At 40.6% G+C, this 22,774-nt stretch carries 20 protein-coding genes and 1 riboswitch; all 20 genes read right to left on the bottom strand.

Annotated elements, in window-relative coordinates; genetic code table 11:
* Positions 1-361: 361 nt before the first annotated feature.
* Positions 362-3,619 carry a fused isobutyryl-CoA mutase/GTPase IcmF gene (icmF, locus tag MHH81_RS03175; RefSeq protein WP_340917780.1) on the bottom strand — a complete coding sequence of 1,086 codons (3,258 nt, stop codon included), beginning with the start codon at positions 3,617-3,619 and terminating at the stop codon, positions 362-364.
* 32 nt (positions 3,620-3,651) lie between these two features.
* Positions 3,652-4,272, bottom strand: a complete 621-nt coding sequence (locus tag MHH81_RS03170; RefSeq protein WP_340917772.1) for a TetR/AcrR family transcriptional regulator — start codon at positions 4,270-4,272, stop codon at positions 3,652-3,654.
* A 9-nt stretch (positions 4,273-4,281) separates the two neighbouring features.
* Positions 4,282-5,421 (bottom strand): acyl-CoA dehydrogenase, encoded by a 1,140-nt coding sequence (locus MHH81_RS03165; protein WP_340917770.1) that lies wholly within the window; start codon positions 5,419-5,421, stop codon positions 4,282-4,284.
* 135 nt (positions 5,422-5,556) lie between these two features.
* A complete protein-coding gene (locus MHH81_RS03160; protein WP_340917767.1) occupies positions 5,557-6,693 on the bottom strand; it encodes an acyl-CoA dehydrogenase in 1,137 nt (378 codons plus the stop codon).
* A 50-nt stretch (positions 6,694-6,743) separates the two neighbouring features.
* Positions 6,744-7,595 (bottom strand): 3-hydroxybutyryl-CoA dehydrogenase, encoded by an 852-nt coding sequence (locus MHH81_RS03155; protein ID WP_340917764.1) that lies wholly within the window; start codon positions 7,593-7,595, stop codon positions 6,744-6,746.
* Positions 7,592-8,800: an acetyl-CoA C-acetyltransferase gene (locus MHH81_RS03150; protein ID WP_340917762.1), complete on the bottom strand. Its 1,209-nt coding sequence runs from the start codon at positions 8,798-8,800 to the stop codon at positions 7,592-7,594. Before MHH81_RS03150 ends, MHH81_RS03155 begins: the two co-directional genes overlap by 4 nt.
* 289 nt (positions 8,801-9,089) lie before the next feature.
* Complete coding sequence (locus MHH81_RS03145) at positions 9,090-11,252, bottom strand: (Fe-S)-binding protein (protein WP_340917760.1); 2,163 nt, start codon at positions 11,250-11,252, stop codon at positions 9,090-9,092.
* A 700-nt stretch (positions 11,253-11,952) separates the two neighbouring features.
* Positions 11,953-12,615: a hypothetical protein gene (locus MHH81_RS03140; RefSeq protein WP_340917759.1), complete on the bottom strand. Its 663-nt coding sequence runs from the start codon at positions 12,613-12,615 to the stop codon at positions 11,953-11,955.
* Positions 12,608-13,090, bottom strand: a complete 483-nt coding sequence (locus MHH81_RS03135; protein ID WP_340917757.1) for an ECF transporter S component — start codon at positions 13,088-13,090, stop codon at positions 12,608-12,610. Before MHH81_RS03135 ends, MHH81_RS03140 begins: the two co-directional genes overlap by 8 nt.
* 5 nt (positions 13,091-13,095) lie before the next feature.
* Positions 13,096-13,686, bottom strand: coding sequence for a cob(I)yrinic acid a,c-diamide adenosyltransferase (locus MHH81_RS03130; protein WP_340917755.1), 591 nt, complete (start codon positions 13,684-13,686; stop codon positions 13,096-13,098).
* Positions 13,661-14,071 carry a bifunctional adenosylcobinamide kinase/adenosylcobinamide-phosphate guanylyltransferase gene (locus MHH81_RS03125; protein ID WP_340917752.1) on the bottom strand — a complete coding sequence of 137 codons (411 nt, stop codon included), beginning with the start codon at positions 14,069-14,071 and terminating at the stop codon, positions 13,661-13,663. The genes MHH81_RS03130 and MHH81_RS03125 overlap by 26 nt, the downstream gene beginning before the upstream one ends.
* The gene (locus MHH81_RS03120; protein ID WP_340917748.1) at positions 14,023-14,622 is read right to left on the bottom strand and encodes a histidine phosphatase family protein; all 600 of its coding nucleotides are present in this window, start codon (positions 14,620-14,622) and stop codon (positions 14,023-14,025) included. Before MHH81_RS03120 ends, MHH81_RS03125 begins: the two co-directional genes overlap by 49 nt.
* A complete protein-coding gene (locus MHH81_RS03115) occupies positions 14,592-15,341 on the bottom strand; it encodes an adenosylcobinamide-GDP ribazoletransferase (protein ID WP_340917746.1) in 750 nt (249 codons plus the stop codon). Before MHH81_RS03115 ends, MHH81_RS03120 begins: the two co-directional genes overlap by 31 nt.
* Entirely contained in the window at positions 15,338-16,168 is an 831-nt protein-coding gene (locus MHH81_RS03110) for a cobyric acid synthase (protein WP_340917743.1), read from the bottom strand. The genes MHH81_RS03115 and MHH81_RS03110 overlap by 4 nt, the downstream gene beginning before the upstream one ends.
* 9 nt (positions 16,169-16,177) lie before the next feature.
* Positions 16,178-16,708, bottom strand: coding sequence for a bifunctional adenosylcobinamide kinase/adenosylcobinamide-phosphate guanylyltransferase (locus MHH81_RS03105; protein ID WP_340917741.1), 531 nt, complete (start codon positions 16,706-16,708; stop codon positions 16,178-16,180).
* Positions 16,681-17,757: a pyridoxal phosphate-dependent aminotransferase gene (locus tag MHH81_RS03100; RefSeq protein WP_340917740.1), complete on the bottom strand. Its 1,077-nt coding sequence runs from the start codon at positions 17,755-17,757 to the stop codon at positions 16,681-16,683. The genes MHH81_RS03105 and MHH81_RS03100 overlap by 28 nt, the downstream gene beginning before the upstream one ends.
* Complete coding sequence (gene cbiB, locus MHH81_RS03095) at positions 17,744-18,703, bottom strand: adenosylcobinamide-phosphate synthase CbiB (protein ID WP_340917738.1); 960 nt, start codon at positions 18,701-18,703, stop codon at positions 17,744-17,746. The genes MHH81_RS03100 and cbiB overlap by 14 nt, the downstream gene beginning before the upstream one ends.
* 1 nt (position 18,704) lies before the next feature.
* The gene (locus MHH81_RS03090) at positions 18,705-20,174 is read right to left on the bottom strand and encodes an adenosylcobinamide amidohydrolase (RefSeq protein ID WP_340917736.1); all 1,470 of its coding nucleotides are present in this window, start codon (positions 20,172-20,174) and stop codon (positions 18,705-18,707) included.
* A gap of 1 nt (position 20,175) precedes the next feature.
* Positions 20,176-21,159, bottom strand: a complete 984-nt coding sequence (locus tag MHH81_RS03085) for a FecCD family ABC transporter permease (protein WP_340925101.1) — start codon at positions 21,157-21,159, stop codon at positions 20,176-20,178.
* 4 nt (positions 21,160-21,163) lie between these two features.
* Positions 21,164-22,132: an ABC transporter substrate-binding protein gene (locus tag MHH81_RS03080; protein ID WP_340917734.1), complete on the bottom strand. Its 969-nt coding sequence runs from the start codon at positions 22,130-22,132 to the stop codon at positions 21,164-21,166.
* A gap of 128 nt (positions 22,133-22,260) precedes the next feature.
* Positions 22,261-22,402, bottom strand: a riboswitch (cobalamin riboswitch).
* Positions 22,403-22,774 lie beyond the last annotated feature (372 nt).

Genomic DNA, 22,774 nt, shown 5'->3' with positions numbered 1-22,774 from the left:
GAAAATAAATAAAAAGATAGCAGGAGTAATGGAATAGATGCCAGTCTTCTATTATACAGAAAAGTGGCCAGTAGTAGGAGTATTATAATGACCATTATGTGAATTGATTTTTTCATGCCATTGCTCCTTTATTACATAATCAAATTCGCCTGGGCGCATTTCCGTCCAGATTTTGGAATGAGTATACACAATCAATTCCTGTCCAAAATCTGTAACATCCGCCGGTGGCACTAACCTTATTCAGCAAAAGTCGGGACTTCCGGTGAATAAGGTTAGTTTCATTATACAAAAAATTAGGAAAAAAGTGTCCCATTTTTACATGGAGACACAGTTTTTTTTAAAAGTATTTCTTTTCTATTTTTTACATGTTTCGTCTATATTGCCCGCCAACTTCGTATAAGGCGTTCGTAATTTGCCCAAGACTTGCTTTTTGAACCGTGAACATCAATTCTTCAAAGATGTTGCCACCTGTTACGGCAACTTGTTTCAAACGATTGAGTGCTTCGGTTGTTTCTGACTTATACTTAGCTTGGAAGCTTTGTAGATTCATAATTTGTGTTTCTTTTTCTTCCTTCGTTGCACGTGCAATTTCCATATTGTCAATGTCCTCTGCAGAAGCAGGTGTTGGATTTAAATAGGTATTCACACCGATAATTGGTAGCTCTCCCGTGTGTTTTTTCATTTCGTAGAACATCGATTCTTCTTGAATTTTACCACGCTGATACTGTGTTTCCATTGCACCAAGCACTCCGCCACGATCGTTAATACGATCAAACTCAGAAAGCACTGCTTCTTCCACTAGGTCTGTCATTTCTTCTATTATAAAAGCCCCTTGTAGCGGATTTTCATTTTTTGATAGTCCATGCTCTTTTGTAATAATCATTTGAATCGCCATTGCACGGCGTACAGATTCCTCGGTTGGTGTTGTAATTGCTTCATCGTATGCATTTGTATGAAGCGAGTTACAATTATCTTGCAATGCCATTAATGCTTGAAGTGTTGTGCGAATATCATTAAAGTCAATTTCTTGTGCATGTAGACTTCTTCCTGATGTTTGCACATGGTATTTCAGTTTTTGACTGCGATCATTTGCGCCATATTTATCGCGCATGACAACTGCCCAAATACGACGAGCCACTCTACCAATTACGGTATATTCTGGATCCAAGCCATTGGAGAAGAAGAATGATAAGTTTGGTGCAAAATCATCTATATGCATACCGCGGCTCAGATAGTACTCCACATAAGTGAAGCCATTTGAAAGCGTGAATGCAAGTTGCGAAATTGGGTTAGCACCGGCTTCTGCAATATGATAACCAGAAATGGAAACCGAATAATAATTGCGAACCTTTTGGTCAATAAAATATTGTTGAATATCGCCCATCATACGTAGTGCAAATTCGGTTGAGAAAATGCATGTATTTTGACCTTGATCTTCTTTCAATATATCTGCCTGCACGGTTCCTCTCACAACTTGTAAGGTGGTAGCCTTTACTTCTGTGTATTCTTCTATTGTAAGTATGCGTCCAAGCTTCTCTTCCTGCAGACGTACTTGCTGATCAATCGCCGTATTCATGAACATCGCTAATATAATGGGAGCAGGTCCGTTAATGGTCATAGATACAGACGTAGAGGCTGCACATAAATCAAACCCTGCATACAGCTTTTTCATATCATCCAGTGTACAGATGCTTACTCCAGACTCCCCAACTTTCCCGTAAATGTCCGGTCGATAATCTGGATCTTCTCCGTACAGTGTTACCGAGTCAAATGCGGTAGAGAGACGTTTTGCATCGTCATCTTTCGATAAATAGTGGAACCGTCGATTGGTACGTTCTGGCGTTCCTTCTCCAGCAAATTGACGTTTTGGATCTTCCCCTTCTCGTTTAAACGGAAATACACCTGCTGTGAATGGGAATGAACCAGGTATATTTTCTTTGTACACCCATCTTAAAATTTCGCCATAATCAACGAATTTCGGAAGTACTACTTTCGGTATCTTCAACCCTGAAAGACTTTCTGTACGAAGGATCGTACGAATTTCTTTATCACGTATTTTCGTGATAAACTCATCTCCAGCATACGCTTCTTTTAAAGCAGCCCAGTTCTCCAGTATGCGCTTTGATTCTGCAGTTAATTCATTACGAACTCCAGTAGCTAAGGATTCCAATGATTGTACTAAAGCGTCATCAGCCGCTTTTTCTTTCACTGCCTCCATTGCACCTTCTAATTGGAACAGTCTTCTCGCGAAAGCCACTTGCTCTTCAGACTTTTTATGGTATCCACGAACTGCATCTGTTATTTCACGCAGATAATAGCGTCGGTCATTCGGAATAATTACATTTTGCTTTTGTGTTTTAACAAAATGTTCGTACGACGTTTCCCAGTCAGTACCTGTCTTTTTATTCAACACAGCTACTAATGCTGCGAACAAAGAATTTGTTCCTTTATCATTAAATTGACTAGCAATCGTTCCGTAAACTGGCATCGTATCCAACTCATCATGCCAAAGTTCACGGCTACGTTGATATTGCTTTTGCACTTGGCGAAGTGCGTCTTCTGAGCCTTTTCGTTCAAATTTATTGATAACAATTAAATCTGCATAGTCAATCATATCGATCTTTTCTAGTTGAGATGGCGCACCGAACTCGCTTGTCATTACATACATCGAAACGTCCGATACATTGGTAATTTCCGCGTCCCCTTGCCCGATACCACTTGTTTCAACCATAATTAAATCGTATCCTGCTACTTTGACTACATCTAGTACATCAGCAAGCGCCCCAGATAATTCCGTACGAGATCCACGTGTTGCTAAACTCCGCATGAATACACGCTTGTTAAAAATAGCATTCATACGAATACGGTCACCTAGCAATGCTCCACCTGTTTTTTGCTTCGTAGGATCGATCGAAAGAACCGCGATTTTTTTGTCTGGTAGCTCCTGTAAGAAACGGCGAATTAATTCATCTGTTAAGGAACTTTTCCCCGCTCCTCCCGTTCCAGTAATTCCAAGGACAGGTGTGCCTTTCGACAAGCTTTTCGCTTGTTCGATCATGGCTTTTGTTTCCGCATCTCCAGTTTGAAGAGCCTCTTCCGCTAACGTAATTAAATGCGCTAACTTCTCTGGATTTTCCGTGGAAACATTAGCAATCTCATCTCCTGCTCCCGACGATTTCGTTGGCACATCACATTCCATTAGTATTTGATTGATCATACCTTGAAGCCCAAGTTTACGGCCGTCTTCCGGCGAGAAGATTCCTGAAACACCGTAATCTTGCAGTTCTTTTATTTCTTTCGGAATGATTACTCCGCCGCCTCCCCCATATATGCGAATATGAGGTGCACCCCGTTCTACCAGTAAATCCTTCATATATTTAAAATACTCAACATGCCCTCCTTGATAGGAAGATATTGCGATCCCTTGCACATCCTCTTGAATAGCAGCGTTTACCACTTCTTCTACGGAACGATTGTGTCCTAAGTGAATAACTTCCGCACCACTTGCCTGTAAAATACGACGCATAATATTTATTGACGCATCATGTCCGTCAAAAAGACTGGATGCGGTTACAAAACGAACATGATTTGTTGGACGATATACTTCTACCTTAGACATGTTGTTCCCCCTTTGTTTGTTAGCAATCGAAACTATTTCTTCATCCCATAGAGTAATACTTGTATTTGTAGTTCTGTAAATTGTTCGATTGAATATTCCTTGCTCAAAGCCCATCTTCTAAATGCCCACATTTGTCCTTGAACGACAAGTGTATGTGCATAGAGTTTAGCTTGTGCCTCCGTTAGCTCAAGTTCCCCAGCTTGTATACAACCAACGAGAATTTTATGAAAGATCTCAACCATTTCTAGTTCTTTTTTTAGTACATATTCAAGTGCGTTTTTCGGTAAGGACTTAGATTCTTGGTACATCACAACAAACTCATCCGACATGTCATCAATTACACCGTAATAATGACGTACTGCATTTTCCAAGTCCTCTAATGTCCCACTTTCAGGTGTAAATTCTGATAGTTTTGTGTGCACTTCATTGTAGATACTATCGCAAACTAAATAGAGGACATCTTCCTTTGTACGAATATATTCATAGAGTGTCCCAATGCTAAATCCGGCTTCCTTTGCAATTTCTCTTGTTGTCGCTCGGTGAAAGCCTTTTACCTTGAATAGTGAAACAGCTGCTTGAATCATTTGCTGACGTCTTTTTTCAATGAGATTTTCATCTTTTACAGTAGTCAGTACTTCATGCTTTTTGTCCATATGCATCTATTATTTTGTCAGCATACGAGAAATAACAAGACGTTGAATTTCTTGTGTTCCCTCGTAAATTTGAGTTATTTTTGCATCGCGCATATAACGCTCTACTGGGTAATCTTTTGTATACCCGTATCCACCAAATACTTGCACTGCCTCTGTTGTCACTTTCATCGCTGTGTCTCCAGCCATTAGTTTTGCCATAGCAGATTCTTTTCCATATGGAAGACCATTTGACTCCAGCCATGCAGCTTGATATGTCAGTAAACGAGATGCTTCTATGGAAGTTGCCATATCCGCTAGTTTGAAGGATACCCCTTGGTTTGCAACGATTGGTTTTCCAAATTGGACACGATCTTTTGCATAAGTCACAGATGCATCCAGTGCACCTTGCGCAATTCCTACTGCTTGCGCAGCAATCCCGTTACGTCCGCCATCTAATGTTTTCATTGCGATAATAAAACCTTCTCCTTCTTCCCCAAGAAGGTTTTCTTTCGGAATTCGGCAGTTATCAAAAATAATTTCTGTAGTTGGTGAAGAACGAATTCCTAGTTTCTTTTCTTTTTTCCCAACAGAGAATCCTGCAAAATCTGCTTCTACGATAAATGCACTTGTCCCTTTATGTTTTGATTCTGGATCTGTTACTGCAAACACTACATAGATGTCAGCAATCCCACCATTTGTAATGAAAATCTTAGAGCCGTTTAATACGTAGTGATCACCATCTAATTTAGCAGTTGTTTTCATTCCACCTGCATCCGAGCCTGATCCCGCTTCTGTTAAGCCATAACCACCAATTTTTGTTCCCTCTGCCATTGGACGAAGGTATTTTTGTTTTTGCTCTTCATTGCCATATTTAAAAATTGGCCATCCAGCAAGTGATGTGTGTGCTGAAAGTGTTACGCCAGTCGACGCACAAACACGAGATAGTTCTTCTACTGCGATGCAATACGCAAGATAATCGGAACCGATTCCACCGTATTCTTCTGGCCAAGGAATACCTGTTAAACCTAGCTCTGCCATTTTGTCAAAAATCTCACGGTCAAAGCGTTCTTCTTCGTCACGCTCAGCAGCTGTTGGACCTACTTCCTTTTCTGCAAAGTCACGTACCATTTTCCGAATCATTTCATGTTCTTCTGATAGTTGAAAGTTCATTGTTTATCCCGCCTTTTTTGGTAGTAGTGTTTTGGTTTTTCGCTTGTTCTCAGATGAATTGTGATTGCTCTCGTATGGCTGGTGAGTGCTCTCTTATTGAGTCGATTTTGTCACACTTAGCCATTTGTTTGAAATTTATTTGATCAAATGCTTGCTTATAACGATTCGTTGGATTTCGCTTGTTCCTTCGTAGATTTCTGTAATTTTAGCGTCTCGGAAATAACGTTCTACTGGATAATCTTCTGTATAACCATATCCGCCAAATACTTGAACTGCTTCAATTGCAACGTCTACAGCTGTCTTCGAAGCAAATAGCTTTGCCATCGACGCTTCTTTTCCACATGGAATTCCCTGATCTCGTAGGCTAGCTGCACGGTAAATAAGTAGTCGTGCTGCTTCTACCGCAGTGCCCATATCTGCAAGCTTGAAGCCGACCCCTTGATTTGCAGCAATAGGCTTACCGAATTGCTCACGCTCTTTTGCGTATGCAACTGCTGCCTCAAACGCCGCCTCTGCAATGCCTAGCGCCTGCGTTGCAATTCCAATACGACCTGTATTTAAGTTGGCCATCGCTATTTTAAAGCCTTCTCCTTCTTCACCAAGAAGGTTTTCAACTGGAATTTTCATATCTTCAAATGTCATTTGCACAGTTCTCGAGCCGTGTAAGCCCATTTTATGTTCATCTTTCCCGATAATAAAACCCGGAGTGTCTTTCTCCACAATAAAAGCAGAAATCCCTCTAGATCCTTGTGATGCATCCGTAGAAGCAAAGACGATATTCACATCTGCTTCACCACCATTAGTAATAAATACTTTGGAGCCGTTCAGTATATAATGATCACCTTGTTTAACGGCTTTTGTTTTCAATGCACCCGCATCTGATCCTGCTGACGGTTCCGTTAAGCAAAATGCTCCTAAATATTCGCCCGAAGCCAGCTTTGGTAGGTATTTATTTTTTTGTGTATCATTCCCAAAATAAAGAATTGGATTTGTTCCAACAGATGTATGAACAGATAGAATGACACCGATAACTGCACTCACTTTTGACAGTTCGTTAATCGCGATAACATAGCTTGTAAAATCCATCTCAGAACCGCCATATTGTTCCGGAACTGTAATTCCCATTAACCCAAGTTCGCCCATTTTTTTAATAATTTCACGAGGGAACTCCCCTTGTTCCATTCGTTCAATAAATGGTTCAATTTCTGTTTTAGCAAAGTCTCTAACCATATTGCGCATCATTAGTTGTTCTTCGGTGAATTTCAATTCCATCCTAATTACCCCTTTATCCCGTATTAACGGTCTGGCCGACTAAATTCGGTTTATTCGTAGCTGTAAAATCCTCGACCTGATTTTTTCCCCATCCAACCAGCCTTTACATATTTTCTAAGCAGTGGACACGGACGATATTTACTGTCTCCAAATCCTTCATGTAGGATTTCCATAATGTATAAGCAGGTATCTAAACCGATAAAATCTGCTAACTGAAGTGGTCCCATTGGATGATTCATTCCTAGTTTCATCACATCATCGATTGCTTCTTTTGTTGCGACCCCTTCATAAAGCGTATAAATGGCTTCGTTGATCATCGGCATCAATATACGGTTAGAAACAAATCCTGGGAAATCGTTTACCTCCACTGGTACTTTGCTCAATTTTTTCGTCATATCTTCAACTGATGTATACACTTCGTCGGATGTTGCTAATCCGCGGATGATTTCCACTAGCTTCATTACTGGAACCGGGTTCATGAAATGCATTCCAATTACTTGCGCTGGACGATTTGTGGCAGCAGCAATTTCTGTAATTGGAAGCGATGATGTATTGGTTGCTAAAATCGTATGCTTTGGTGTAATTTCATCTAGTTGTTTAAAGATAGATTGCTTGATTTCCATATTTTCAATAGCAGCTTCAATGACGATGTCTACATCTTTCGCATCTTCGATTGACAGTGACATTGTAATATTTTTTAGTACTGCTTGTTTTTCATCTTCTGTCATACGACCTTTTTCCACTTGGCGTGAAAGGTTTTTGGTGATTGTTTGAATTCCGCGATCGTAAAATTGTTCTTCTCTGTCATTTAGCTTTACTGTGTATCCTGCTTGTGCACAGACCTGTGCAATTCCTGATCCCATCTGTCCTGCTCCGATTACCATTACTTTTTGAATTGTCATACGTTACTTCCCCCTGTTTTTGGAACTTCAATCATAATAGCGTCGCCTTGCCCGCCACCTGAACAAATTGCTGCTACTCCAATCCCACCGCCACGGCGTTTCAATTCATATGCAAGCGTTAAAATAATACGGGCTCCAGAGGCTCCAATTGGATGACCTAGCGCTACTGCTCCGCCATTTACATTTACCTTTTCCTCTTCTAACCCTGCAATTTGGCTACTCACCAGTGCTACAGCTGCAAAAGCTTCATTAATTTCAAATAAATCAATATCTGCAAGTGTTTTCCCTGCTTTATCAAGCAATTTATTAATTACTATACCGGGTGTTTGAGGGAAGTTTTCCGGCTCAATTGCTATTTCAGCGTGACTCAAAACATAAGCAAGTGGCTCTTTACCAAGTTCTTTTGCTCTTTCTTCATTGGTTAAAACGATTGCGCAAGCTCCGTCATTAATACCAGGTGCATTCCCTGCTGTAATCGTCCCATCATTTCCGAATGCAGGCTTTAGCTTTGCAAGTGATTCGATAGAAGTATCACGGCGTGGCGCTTCATCTTGATTTACAATGACTGGATCTCCTTTTCGCTGTGGTATCTCCACTGAGATGATTTCCACTGCAAAAATACCGTTATCAATTGCTTTTAAAGCACGATCGTGACTTCTATAAGACCATTCATCCTGCTTTTCACGTGATAACTCGAACACCTCAGCAGTAGAATTTCCGTATGTCCCCATATGCACATGCTTTGGATGGAAGGAGCAGGAAAGCCCGTCATATACCATCCCGTCTACCATTTGGGCATCTCCCATTCGAAGTCCAAATCTACCTTTAGGTAAATAATAAGGAGCATTAGACATCGATTCCATTCCACCTGCAACAATGATTTCTTCATCCCCAAGGCGAATTAATTGATCAGCCAACGTGACACTACGCATTCCAGAAGCACACACTTTATTGATTGTTTCTGTTTTCACAGACCAAGGAATTCCTGCTTTTGTTGCCGCCTGTCTAGAAGGAATCTGACCTTGCCCTGCTTGTAAAACTGTCCCCATAATTACTTCGTCAACCTGATCAGCTAGTACGCCTGCACGATTTAATGCTTCTTTTATTGCTACCCCACCAAGATCCGAAGCTGTTAAACTACTAAATGCTCCACCGAACTTACCAAAAGCTGTACGTGCCCCATCCAAAATTACTGTCTTTTTCAACACAGCCACCCCTTTGTTTTGTATACGCTTTCATTGATTGTAAAATAAAAAAATTAGTTGACTGAACGCTCGCTCGACTTCACTTGTTAGAAAAAAGGGAGTACTTTTACTCCCTCTCTTGTTACTTTTAGTTTACTGAATGTTCTTTTTTTAATCAATAGCTCTGTTAAAAGAAAAGATTGTTATCTTCCGAAAACCCGCTCGCTTTCCGCTGACGAACCGCAAAATATTTTCTTCTAAAAATCAACAACCTAATCTATCAAAGCCTAATCAATAGAGATACGTCTATTTATTGAACGTTTACCTCGATTTGCTCTTCTACTGCCTCTTCTACTGTTGGAGTTTGTTCTCCAAAAATAGATTTCTCTAGTAGTTCTGCGATATCGTATGTTCCAACCGTACCCTCTACTTCTTTTGCTTTCGTACCATCGGATAGCATAGTTAAACAGTATGGACAACCTGAAGAAATAACGGTTGGATTTACTTCTAATGCTTGTTCTGTTCGAGCAACGTTAACACGGTTTCCTACATGCTCTTCCATCCACATTAGTCCCCCACCTGCTCCACAGCACATCCCTGATTCACGGTTACGGTTCATTTCCACTAGCTTAACGCCAGGTATTGCTTTCAGTACTTCACGTGGTGCATCGTATACATCATTGTATCGACCTAAGTAACAGGAATCGTGGAACGTAATTGTTTCTTCCACCGCATATTGTGGTTTCAAGCGACCTGATTTTACTAAATCGTATAGCATTTCTGTATGGTGAAGCACTTCGCCATTCCAGCCAAAATCACTGTATTCATTTTTAAAGATATTGTATGCATGTGGGTCAATTGTTACGATTTTTGTTACGCCAGTTTTTTCAAATTCGGAAATATTTGCAGTAGCCAGCTCTTGGAATAAAAACTCATTTCCTAGGCGACGTGGTGTGTCTCCAGAGTTTTTTTCTTTATTTCCAAGAATCGCAAATTTTACTCCAGCCTTGTTCATTAAGTTTGCAAAGGATAAGGCGATTTTTTGTGAACGACTATCAAACGATCCCATCGAACCTACCCAGAATAGGTATTCAAACTCTTCTCCAGCCTTAGATACTTCTTTCACTGTTGGAATATGGACCTCTGGAAGAGCATCTCTCCAGTTCTCTTTCTCTTTACGGTTCAAGCCCCATGGATTTCCTTGACGTTCAATGTTTGTCATTGCGCGCTGTGCATCCGGGTTTACTTTTCCTTCGGTCATTACTAAGTAACGACGAAGGTCAATAATTTTATCGACATGCTCATTCATTACTGGACATTGGTCTTCACAGTTACGGCAAGTCGTACATGCCCAAATTTCTTCTTCTGTGATAACATCTCCAATTAATGAAGGGCTATAAATATCTTCGATTACTGCGCCTTCTGCTCCAGCAGCCATCGCAAGCTGGTTCCCCTTTGTCCCTTGGAAAGCAAGTGCAGGTACCCAAGGCTTTTTCTTCGTTTCAACTGCTCCAGTCATTGTTAAATGATCACGAAGTTTAACAATCAAGTCCATCGGTGACAGCATTTTACCTGTTCCCGTTGCAGGACACATATTTGTACAACGTCCACATTCTACACATGCGTAGAAGTCGATCATTTGCGCTTGTGTAAAGTCCTGAATGCGACCTACACCAAATGAAGGCATTTCTTCTTCATCCGCGTCTTCCTCTTCTGCCTCTTCAAAATTGATCGGACGTAGTTTACCAACATTATCTAAACGATGGAAATAAACGTTTGCTGGACCAGTGATTAAGTGGAAATGCTTGGATTGTGGTACATACACTAAGAATGTGAGTAGGAATAATAAATGCGCCCACCACATGATATAGAATACAGCTACTGCCGCCGTTTCCGGTAAGAATCCAAAAATAGTTGCAATAGAAGATGCAATCGGCTCCGTCCAAACTGCTTCATGGCCATGCCAAATCATTCCCATACCGTTACCAACTAATACAGAAACCATTAACCCACCGATGAAAATAAGCACAAGCCCATTTTTCCATCCTCGTTTTAATCGAACTAACTTCTCTACGTAGCGGCGATAGAATGCCCATACAACTGCTACCAAAATAACTAATGTCACGATTTCTTGGAAGAATGTAAATGCCGGATATAGCGGCCCAAGTGGTAAATGCGAATCCGGTGCTAATCCTTTCCAAATAAAATCGATTGCCCCAAGTTGGACAAGTAAGAACCCATAAAAAAACATAACGTGGATTGTTCCACTTTTCTTATCTTTTAAAAGTTTCTTTTGTCCGAATACATACACCCAAATTTTGCGAAGTCTTTCCTTCACATTGTCTTCAAATTCAACTTTTTTCCCTAATTTAATATATGCATACCTCGTTTTTAACAAATATGCGAATAAACCAATTGCATACAAAGTAACTGCTATAAACATTACCCAGTTTGCTATTAACAATGGACCCATCTTATTCTCCCCCTCTAAGATGTAAAATGATTATATGGATAGAATACCATTATATAAATAGAATTATAAGAATTAACTATAATATTAGAACTGAGTGAGCATTCAGTCAACAATTATTTATTGGAATTGCTAGAATTTTATTTCATGAAAACTGAACTTATTTTCTTTTATTAGTTTGGATGAGGGGTAGAGAGGTTACAGGAGGAGATGTAATAAATTTGCAGGTTATCGAGAACAGAAGGATGTTAACCGAGATGTCATCTCACAATAAAGAGCTATTTCTTTTGTAGATAAGCCTTTCTTCACTGGAATATGAATCTTTCAGATGGAATTATTATACATAATTAGTTAGAATACGGCTTAACGAGACCAGTTCGCTCGGAATCGCAACCAATTTACTCACAACCGCAACTAGTTGTCCATGAATCGAGACTAATTTACATGAAACCGAGACCATTTCTCACAATAAAGAGTTATCTATATGCGAGATAACTCTTTCTTCATTAGTATATGAATCTTTCAGTTGGAATTATTATACATAATTAGTTAGAATGTGGCTTAACGAGATCAATTCGTCTGAAATCGCAACCAATTTACTCACAACCGCAACCAGTTCTCCATGAACCGAGACTAATTTACCTGAAACCGAGACCAGTTCCAACAATAAAGAGCTATCTCTATGCGAGATAGCCCCAATCCCTTACTTTATTGCTTCAAAGTATTGCCCAAAGTGCATTTTTGCTTCTTCAATTCGATCTAGTGGGATGCCTAGTAAAACAGAGGTTGCTGGTCCCGCAGATTTCCCTAAGTCCCAGCCATCTACTTCTCCGAGCAATCCTAGTCGATGGCATTCCTCTAATATTCCAGTAGAGCCGACTGGCCAAACACGATGGACTAGTCCGTTGTTAATGCCATTCCATATTTTTTTCATGTTAGCAATTTTCTCTGCTTCCTCGAGAACTTCATTGCCAACACAAGGTTTCCCATAGATAAACCAGTCGTATGAATCGAGTCGTTCTTCTTGTCTCTCACCGATCATCGTGACGGCCATTGCTGATTGCAACGTTTCCATGTTGGTTTCGCTACTCCCCGTAATGACTGGACCCTCTACCTCAATCTCTTGAAATAATCTCTCTATGCCTGCAATATACTGGTCCCAGCTTTTATTACCAGAAAAATTATGCACAATAATGGAAGATGGATATGCCAGGGCTGCCCACTGCTCTAGCAACGTTACTCGAGCTGCAAAATAGGAAACTATGTCATCAGCAGCAGGAACGATATCATGTTCTTTTTCACCGATACCAGCAGAATTATCCGTTGTTAATACAAATCCATTTGGCAATAAAACTGCATTACGCATGGATTTTCAAACGCTCCATTACTCGCTCGACCATTGGTGAGACAATCATTGCGATTCCCGCATTCAAAACAGTTGCAATCGTAATTCCTGGTAGTGCTCCTACGAAAAATGCTGGTGAGATAATCCAGTAAAATGGAAGTGTTGCAAGAACACTGTTCGCAAAAATGAAAAATACCCACTTCAGCACTTTACGTCCTGCTTGATGAAGCTTAGTAAATACGAATAATATAATAAACATCTCCACCGCAATGATGATATGCAGCGGTCCCAATGGGAAGCCTACATAAAGAGACGATGATAAATGACCGATTAAAGATGCTGCCCCCGCATAAACAGGGGGTAAGAATGCGGCTGAAACAAGTGCTGGCACCGTATCCAGTGCCGCGCTTCCGATACCAACTGGAATTTTAACGAATGCGCCGATTGCACAAAGTGCTGCAAACATTGCTGAGAGTGTTAGTAAACGAAGCTTCATCGTTCTTACTCCCCCTCTTTCTTCACACTTCCTACGTTTTTAAATACTTTTGCACTGCGTACGTATTCTACATCTGACACATTTTCACGTGAATTTGCTACGCGTGCTGCTGCGAATAAATAGTCGGATAAGCGATTCAAATAGCGTTGCACAACTGCTGGAACATCTTCTTCCGTTTTCATCAATGTCACCATTTGTCGCTCTGCACGTCTTGTAATCGTACGCGCAATATGAAGTGTTGCCGCTGCTGGTGTTCCACCAGGTAAGATGAAGCGTTCTAGTAATGGGCCTTCTTCTACCAGCACATCAATACGTTTTTCCATTGCTTCAATTGGTTCGTCCGTCATTTTATACACTCGACGATTGGATACGTTTGCTAAATCTCCACCGCAGTCGAATAATTCGTGCTGAATCGTTTCTAAATCCTCTAACATATCCGCAAAGATGGCTGGATCTAGTTCGGTCACTGCTTTTCCGATAAATGAATTTACTTCATCAATCGTTCCGTACGTTTCTACGCGAATATCATCTTTGTCTGTTCTTCCACCTATTAATCCTGTTTGCCCTTTGTCACCCGTTTTTGTGTAAATCTTCATTCCAATCATCTCCCTTTATCGTTTGTGGAATTCCGTACCAAATTCGTGTTACATGGTCTGCCCTTGTAAAAAGCTGTTGATAAAACCTTCCGACATCATCTCGCAATTTGCGCATGCTTGCTTCAACAGGGACTATGCCACGTCCAATTTCTGTTGCAATGACTATTACTTCTACTGTTTTGTTCCACTGTTCTAATCGTTCGTGTAACTTACTGAGAGCTGGTTCCAAAAGGTTCTCCACTCCAAAAACAACGATTACTTCCGTTGCTGGCAATAAAACAACGGCATCTGCTGCGGCATCAACCCACTGCACACTTCGCCTCTGGACATACTTTTCTACATACGCTCTTTTTCCATTAAATGCTCCACCGAAAATGACGTGCACCGTTTCCCCTCCAGTACGTCTTTTTTATCTGCCCATTGCAGCTTGTAGCTACTACCATGGGGAACTTCCCAATCCCAAAAATTCTTTTCAATAGGTCCAAATTTTGTTAATAAAAATCGAATAGGTCCACCATGTGTTACCATAATTGGCTGTTCAAAATCTTTCACCACATCATAAAAAGCCTGTAATACTCGCTCTTCCATGTCGACTAGTGACTCTCCGTTTGGAGGTACTACTGCTCGAAAGTCATTTAGCCATTCCTTATATAAAGGAACTTCTTTTAATTCATTATATGTTTTTTCTTCCCAATCACCAAAGGAGCATTCTCGCAGTTGTCTATTTGGAATATAAGGAACCTCTTTGAATATTTGTTTTGCCGTTTGCTTACAACGTAGCAGATCACTGCCGATAACTTGTTTCATTTCCTGTGAAAGGAATTTCGTTTTTATTCCAGAAATGATCGGTTCATCGGTCCAGCCAATATACTTTTTCTCACGATTACCTTGTGTCGGCAAGTGCCTTATGAGAGTAATAATAAAAGCGTCAGCCATAGTGCCACCTCCGAAACTTCCACACTCGCACCAAGCAGATCACCTGAAACACCGCCGAAGTTTTTCATGACCCAATTGCGGAATACACAAATAAATAATACGAAGACGACCGCAAAAGTAAGTGCAATCATCCCATTTGTCAGCCATCCTAGTACGAAGAGACCGACAAATAAATTACATGCAGTTGCTAGTAGGACTATGTTCGCATGCATCTTCTGTTTAAAAAAATATGCCAAGCCACTTTCCTTTGCACTTCTAGTTAACCCAAATAGCATCACCAGTGTAGCCCTTGAGAAAAAAGGAATAAGTAATACAAAAACCCAATGAAACGTGTCAGTTGCCAGCACTTCCGCTACAATAATTACTTTACCTACGATTAATAAAACCACTGCCATCACACCAAAAGCCCCGACTCGTGGATCGTCTAAAATTTCAAATCGTTTCACTCGATCTCTGTAGGAAAAGAACGCATCCGATGTATCAATAAACCCATCCATATGGAGACCTCCAGAAAAGAGTATCCCTAGAAGTACAATGCCGAATCCCGTCATTAATGGACTCCATTCGAAGTAGAGCAGTGCACAAGTAATCGCCCCTATGCTAGCACCTATCCATGGAAAAAAACTGTACATGCCTGTAATTTGTCGCTTTTCCATTGGTAAATTTTTATGAACAGGAACGATGGTGAAAAATTGAAGTGCTAGTAAAAGGCTTGTCATTTATTCACCTTATCGCCCTCTAAAATAGCTACTATTTCTTCCCACTTTACGTGCTTTTTAAAATGATTTGCCCAATCATTTATTTGTTCATCGGAGGAAGCTTTAGTACCTTTTGCTACACCGTCTTCTTCCTCCAGTTCATTCGGAAAATAAGGGACAACCCCTAATACGTCGACTCCTGTATACGATTTGATGTAGTCAATGCCATCTTGGAATAGCGAGATATCTCCTTGAAACTTATTAATAATAATCCCCTTCACTCGGTCTCTCTGTGCTTCTGGCAGTAGGGCAAGGGTACCAACGATGGATGCAAACACACCACCATATTCGATATTTGCTACTAATATAACCGGAACATCTGCCAAATCGGCAACCCGCATATTGACTAATTCTCGATCTTTTAAATTCATTTCAACAGGACTGCCTGCACCTTCTAAAATGAGGTATTCATAGGAATCGGATAGCTTTCTTAAACTGCTTTTTATAAGCTGTTGGCCTTCTTCAAAAAACTGTTCGCGATAGCGCATTCCATTCATTCTATTTTCTTTTTTCCCAAGGATAATTAGGTCTGTTTCCATATTCCCAGAAGGTTTTAATAATATCGGATTCATGTCCGTTAAGTAGGGAGTTTTGGCAGCTCTAGCCTGCAATGCTTGCGAAACACTAACCTCAAAGCCTTCTGCTGTATGAATGCTTAAGCTGGACATATTTTGTGATTTAAAAGGTGCCACTCTTTTTTCTTCATTTGCAAGCAGTCGACAAATAGCCGTACAGACCAAGCTTTTCCCTACACTAGAAGCGGTTCCTTGCACCATTAATCCTTTCACGTATATCCCTCATTTCCACTGATGGCTTATGCCGTATTCCATTTCAAATGCGTAATCTGCTTTTGCCACAAGCTGCTGATGAATTTGGCCAATCCACTTTTGATAGAGGACGACACTTTCATAAGTAGACAATGGTTCATCGAGCACTTCATTCGAAACGATGACGACTACCTTAGCTTTTTCTAATAATTGATCGATTGCATGGTAAAGTTGTTTTTCCACTTCTTCCATATTGCTTTCGTAAAGTTCGTTGGCAAGCCATGTAGTAACACAATCCCAAAGGATGCCGTCTCCTACTTGAATTTGCGAAACGATTTGTTCGAAGTGTCTTGACTGCTCGATTGTCATCCATTTGACTGGATAATTTTCACGATCCTCCTGATGTCTTTCAATTCGTTTCGCCATTTCACCATCTACCGCAACTCCAGAAGCAACATACACATTTCGCCTTGCTTGCTCGTTCATCAAATAATGTTCGGCGAAGCTACTTTTTCCACTCCGCACACCACCCGTTATGAAGACAAGTTTTCCTCGAACCATGCGGTCATCTCCTTTTGCAATTGCTCCATTTGCAGCTTCTCTTTCATGCCAACACGAAACCATTTCCCGTCTAAACCTTTAAAATTCTCGGTATGGCGAAGGACACAGCCCTTTGCTAATAAATATTCGAAAAACCCTTTCGATCGCGCAGGATTAGGAAGCTGAAAACAAATAAAATTCGTCTGAGATGGAAGAACAGTACAGTTCCACTTTTCAAGAAATACTCTGGTTTGCTCTCTCATTTCTTTCGCAAAGGTAATTGTCTGCATTCGATATTCTTCTTCCTTTAAGCAATCGGCACCAATCGTCGTTGCAATAGCATTACTATTCCAGTGCGGCATTCTGCTGCGAATTTCTTTAATGATTTGCTCGTCCGCAATAGCATATCCAAGTCGCAAACCAGGAATCGCATACATTTTTGTCATCGAACGCACGACAATGACATTCGGGAAATCCTTTAAATACGGTATAAATGATTCGCTTTCATCAATAAAATCTAGAAACGCTTCGTCTAAAATAACTTCACATTTATATCTTCTCGCATACTCTGCTATTTGTAGGATCTCTTTTAACGGGATCAAGTAGCCGGTTGGATTATTCGGTCTGCATATATAAATAACTTCTGCAAATTCTACTTCATCTAACACTTCGTCCAAGGGAAGAGCTTGTGGTGCAATTATTTCTTTTATGTACACATGATAAGGTGTAAGCGTGGCTGCGTATTCCGAAAAAGTTGGGTGAATCAACACAGCCCGCTTGTTTTCATATCGTTTTGCAAGGCTTGCGAATATTTCTGCTGCACCATTTCCTACTATCACCTGATTGACATCTACTTGATGGTATTGTCCAGCTGCAGATAGAAATGGTTCTCCATGCGGATCTGGATATTTAGTTATTAACTCTGCATATGTGGACCATTTTTCATTTACAAATGCAGGCGGCCCTAATGGATTGACATTTTCACTAAAGTCAATCACCATTTCTGGTATTTTCATACCTAGACGTTCATATACGTGATGCGCGTTTGCCCCGTGATTAGGTAATGACAAATAAAACTCCTCCGATCACCATCATCCAAAGCCAAAATAGAAATACAGCTGTTTTTAGATGGGAGATGGCCCCTAAAATATGGCTAGGATTTAGCGGAACTTCTCCAACTCCCATTAAAGCTCGATTGGATACGATTCCTTTATATGTATTGATTCCACCGAGTTGTATACCTAGCTGATAGGCTGTAGCAGCTTCTAAGTAGCCGCTATTTGGACTTGGGTGCTTTTTCGCATCAAGCCACCAGCCTTTCATTCGCTGTCTAAAAGGTAATGCACTTTCTTTCTTGCCCCATAGCATAATAATATAGCCCGTCAAACGGCTCGGAATGTAATTTGCAATGTCATCCAGCTTTGCAGATGCATAGCCAAATTCTTCATATTTCTCGTTTTTGTAGCCAACCATAGAATCGAGCGTGTTAATGGCTTTATAAAGCCACAACCCAGGTGCACCTGCTAAAAGAAATGCATAGAAAAGTGGAGCAGTAATCCCGTCACTAATATTTTCAGATACCGTTTCCACGACACCTCTCGTAATCTCTTTTTCGTCTAGTTTTTCTGTATCTCGTCCAACAATCCACGAAAGTTTTTGTCTCGCAGCAGGTAAATCTTTCTTGATTAAAGGTCTATACACATCCATTGCCGCAACCTGCAAGCTTTTTTGAGCAAGTCCTGATGCGATGAGAATACTTTCCACAGCAATTCCAACGCCCATATGCATCGAATAAGCTCCAATTAAAATGGCTAATATAGCGAAAAATGTGATACCTACTACAATAAAAACTAGTAGAAATCCTTTTGCTTTCCTTGCTCTTCCTTTATTCAACCGAGCGGTTAGCTTTAAAATAAGCGATCCGATCCATCGGACTGGATGCGGCCAATTCGGCGGGTCTCCGATGATTCGGTCCAGTAATAGGCCAATTGCTATGGCAATAATATGCGGACCCATCCTATACCCAACCTTTTGCTATTTTGTATATTTGAATTGCTTCTACTGTGCACTCAAATACGCCTAATCCAATTTTTTTACCGATTTCCGTAATTGGACCAGCGTATGGAATATGCGTTCCTTTTTGAGTCGCAGCAACTAAAACACTATCCGTGGATGTTCCAGTTGCAATTGTACCTGTCCGTGGATCTTTTACTTCTTCAAAAGCTAGCGCTTTCGTTTTTGCTTCCGTTGCAGTAATAACAGACTGGATAAATGCTTCATCGGAAAGTTCTCCGTTGATAATAATCCATGTATTAATCGTACCGATAGCAGGCAGCATCTCAATTTCATGTGCTCTTGAAACATCTACCGCATTTCCGACTCCGGCAGTAACCATGATGACAATACTTCCAAATGGCGTGTCATACTCTTTTATAACTGCGTCTTTTGTTTGGACCGCAGTCATCATTCCAATGGTATCTGCTTCCGAAAACCCCTTATCAGCTAAGTACGCTAACATTTCTTCTTGCACATTGTCGCAAGCATAATTAGCAACCACTCTTCGATTGACGAAGTTTCTATACCAGCCACTTCCCGCATTTATTACGGCAGAGGACCATGTTTTTAGCTGCGTTTCCGCTTGAAATACGACCAAATCTCCCGTGACTTGAAAGTTTTCTGTTGTAATGAGTTGTTCATCCTTCTGTTCCTTCACGTCTGGAAGAATTGTAATTTGTGGTTTTGGTCGCTCAGGATGTGGATTTGTGCTAACTCTAGCTTTGTACACCGTTTCAACCTGACTTTTCTTTACTACTTCATGTGGCTCACCGATTGCTTTTATTTCCCCTTGATCCATTAATAACAATCGATCACAGTATAGAGAAGCAAGATTTATATCATGAAAGACACTAATAATCGTGATGCCTTTTTCAATAGCTTGCGTTTTAATCGTATCGAGTAATTGCTTTTGGTGTGCAATGTCTAAATGATTCGTCGGTTCATCTAGTAATAAAATAGGAGCTTGTTGTGCAAGCGCTTGGGCAACAAATACGCGCTGTTGCTCCCCTCCTGACAATAGGTCTAACAACTGATGCTCATATCTTTCTATTGCGGTCAGTTTCATTGCCTCGGCAACTGCCGCTTCATCTTCACCCGACCACGAGGAAAACCAGCCACTTTGATGAGGATACCTCCCGAGTGAAATGGTATCTCTAACTGTGTGTGAAAATGCATGACTATGTAATTGTGGAAGAACCGCCATTTTCCTAGCTAGTTCTTTGGGAGAATAAGATTGGAGAGATTTCTCGTCGATCAGAACGTCTCCTGATTTCATCGGTAAAATTCCACTCATCACTTTCAGTAAAGTGGATTTCCCGCTTCCGTTAGGTCCTAGGATGCCTAGCATTTCTCCTTTTTCAACTTCGAAGGAGACGTTTTTAACGATTAGTTGGTGGTCGTAACCACCAGATAATTTTTTTATTTTCAACATATTAAACGCCTCCTTTTTTCCGTTGTCTAAAGAAAATAAATGCAAAAACTGGCGCACCAATAAATGCTGTTATGACACCAATTGGCAACTCGGTTGGCGAAATAATGGTGCGAGACACTAAATCACAAATGATTAATAACGCAGCTCCATTAATGAAGCTTAACGGTAACACATGTCTGTTATCTGAACCAAATAAAAGCCTTGTCATATGCGGAACGACAAGTCCCACAAATCCTATTGTTCCAGACACAGCAACCGCCGTTCCCGTTAGCATCGATCCTCCGATTAGTATCATCATTTTTCGCTTTTTCACATCGACTCCTAAATGCTTTGCACGCTCTTCTCCAAATAGCATCGCATTTAATTCTCTTCTGTTCCATGCTAATAAAGCCGAGCCAATCACAACAAATGGTAAAGCCATTTGCACAAAATCCCACCCACGCATCGATACACTACCAAGCAGCCAACCAATAATTTGGCGAAGCTCTTCCCCAGTTAGTGCAATCATCAAGGAAATAACCGAACCTAAAAAGGAACTAACAATAATCCCAGTTAAAATAATGGTCTCCATCTTCATGGAACGGTCGACCAGTTTAGCAAATGTAATAACAAGGAGCATCGTAAGGAATGCACCAATCATACTAAAAACAGGTAATGTGTATATTCCTAAAAAGGGTACCGAAATACCGAAAAAGAGCGTAGCCACGGCACCTACTGAGGCACCGGACGACACTCCTAACGTATAAGGATCTGCAAGCGGGTTTTTTAATAAACCTTGAAACGCGGCACCTGCAATGGCTAGTGAGGCACCAACTAGCCCTGCAAGTACAACCCGTGGCATACGAATTTTCCAAACTATATTGGTCGCGATTTCATCTGCTCCCGTATTCCATAATGTGCTGATCGGTACCTGTACGGATCCGACCGATACACCGAGCCAAATTGCTACTAATAGAGCAGCAATCGACAGGATGTAGCCGATCATGACTTTACTCACCAAATGCCTCTGGATAAATTGCTTTTGCTACTTCTTCTAATCCTTCTGCAAGACGTGGACCTGTACGACTTGTTAAGTTTTCATCTACTTGAACAACTGCATCATTTTTCACAGCAGAAATAGAAGCGAATCCATCACGAGCTTTTACGCTCTCTACAATTCCAGGTACATAGCTATACATAACAATAATCACATCAGGATTGCGGCTTACGATTTCTTCTGGCTCAATTTTGAACCAACCTTCTTGATCTGCTGCAATATTTTCAGCATTCACCATATCTAAAATCTCTTGCATAAATGTTCCTTTACCAGGTGTGTAAATTTCAGGAACATCCGATGTTTCTACGAATACTGTTTTCTTCGTTTCTACTTTTGCAACTTTCTCTTTTACTTCTTCTACTTTTGCTTTCATATCTTCTACAATTTTTTGTGCTTCTGCTAATTTACCAGTAGCACGACCAATTTCTTCGATGGTTGTATAAGTTTCATTGAAATCTACTGCATTTTTTACAACGAAAACTTTCACACCAGCGTCACGGATTTGTTGTAATCCTGCTTCGCCCATTCCAAGGCTTGACTCATGTGCGAATACGATGTCTGGATTCATGGATACGATTTTCTCAACATTGAATTCCATACCGCCAATTTTCTCTTTTTCAAGTGCTTCTTCTGGATAGTTATCGTAATCATTTACACCAACAATTTCTTCATTTAATCCAAGTGCAAACAAAATTTCTGTATTGCTTGGCATCATTGAAACGATTGTTTTTGGTGCTTCTTCTAATGTAATATCATTGCCAACTGCATCTGTGATTGTGATCGGGAATTCTGTTTCTTCTACCGCAGTTTCTACTTGTGGACTTTCAGTGTTTTCAACAGGTTTTGCTTCTTCTTGTCCACATCCTACTAATAGTAAAACTGCTAATGCGGATGCCATCCATAATTGCCATATTTTCTTCATTTGTCATTCCTCCTAAGTTTTTGCAACAAAAAATCTCCCATCCATAGAATGAGAGATAGATATAGGTATAAATCTGCGAGGAAAAAATGGCCAAGCCGATCTACACCAAACCTATCCTCGTAGGCAGTGGGTGTAATTTCATAAAGGCAGGTTTTCTGACTCATGATACAACCGTATCATTTACAGTGGCGGGACCGCGCTGGACTTTAACCAGCTTCCCTTTTAACTCTAGTAATCCGTAACTTGAGCACCTCTATGCAATAAAATATGTATTGTGCAATGCACTTATTATACCTTAAATTAAATGGTTGTCGACAGAGGTTTTCATATTATTTGACCGATAATTAATACTATTCTACCAAATTCCGATGTTATTCGACCGATTCACATCTATGCTATGGAGAAACTTTTTTATTGTAAGCCATCATCGAGAAAAAAAGGGGCTGTCCCTAAAGTCATATAGTGACTTAGAGATGGTCCCTTTTCCAATGTATTGGTTTCCGTTCCAGACGGACGCTTTCCGCGGGCATGGCTTCAGTCTCCTCGTCGCTTTCACTCCTGCGGGGCCTTCAGCTCACGCTATTCCCGCTGGAGTCGCCGTCTTCCACTACATTCAATTGCCTACAAAAAATAGTAGTTTTA

The organism is Psychrobacillus sp. FSL H8-0484 (assembly GCF_038005325.1).
Lineage (GTDB): Bacteria > Bacillota > Bacilli > Bacillales_A > Planococcaceae > Psychrobacillus.
This window is presented reverse-complemented; position numbering and strand designations above follow the sequence as displayed.

Bases quoted from the DNA above. Each gene is read 5' to 3' on its own strand.
- icmF (WP_340917780.1), bottom strand. From the start codon at position 3,619: ATGTCTAAGGTAGAAGTATATCGTCCAACAAATCATGTTCGTTTTGTA.
- MHH81_RS03170 (WP_340917772.1), bottom strand. From the start codon at position 4,272: ATGGACAAAAAGCATGAAGTACTGACTACTGTAAAAGATGAAAATCTC.
- MHH81_RS03165 (WP_340917770.1), bottom strand. From the start codon at position 5,421: ATGAACTTTCAACTATCAGAAGAACATGAAATGATTCGGAAAATGGTA.
- MHH81_RS03160 (WP_340917767.1), bottom strand. From the start codon at position 6,693: ATGGAATTGAAATTCACCGAAGAACAACTAATGATGCGCAATATGGTT.
- MHH81_RS03155 (WP_340917764.1), bottom strand. From the start codon at position 7,595: ATGACAATTCAAAAAGTAATGGTAATCGGAGCAGGACAGATGGGATCA.
- MHH81_RS03145 (WP_340917760.1), bottom strand. From the start codon at position 11,252: ATGGGTCCATTGTTAATAGCAAACTGGGTAATGTTTATAGCAGTTACT.
- MHH81_RS03140 (WP_340917759.1), bottom strand. From the start codon at position 12,615: ATGCGTAATGCAGTTTTATTGCCAAATGGATTTGTATTAACAACGGAT.
- MHH81_RS03135 (WP_340917757.1), bottom strand. From the start codon at position 13,090: ATGAAGCTTCGTTTACTAACACTCTCAGCAATGTTTGCAGCACTTTGT.
- MHH81_RS03130 (WP_340917755.1), bottom strand. From the start codon at position 13,686: ATGAAGATTTACACAAAAACGGGTGACAAAGGGCAAACAGGATTAATA.
- MHH81_RS03120 (WP_340917748.1), bottom strand. From the start codon at position 14,622: ATGGCTGACGCTTTTATTATTACTCTCATAAGGCACTTGCCGACACAA.
- MHH81_RS03115 (WP_340917746.1), bottom strand. From the start codon at position 15,341: ATGACAAGCCTTTTACTAGCACTTCAATTTTTCACCATCGTTCCTGTT.
- MHH81_RS03105 (WP_340917741.1), bottom strand. From the start codon at position 16,708: ATGGTTCGAGGAAAACTTGTCTTCATAACGGGTGGTGTGCGGAGTGGA.
- cbiB (WP_340917738.1), bottom strand. From the start codon at position 18,703: ATGGGTCCGCATATTATTGCCATAGCAATTGGCCTATTACTGGACCGA.
- MHH81_RS03090 (WP_340917736.1), bottom strand. From the start codon at position 20,174: ATGTTGAAAATAAAAAAATTATCTGGTGGTTACGACCACCAACTAATC.
- MHH81_RS03085 (WP_340925101.1), bottom strand. From the start codon at position 21,159: ATGATCGGCTACATCCTGTCGATTGCTGCTCTATTAGTAGCAATTTGG.
- MHH81_RS03080 (WP_340917734.1), bottom strand. From the start codon at position 22,132: ATGAAGAAAATATGGCAATTATGGATGGCATCCGCATTAGCAGTTTTA.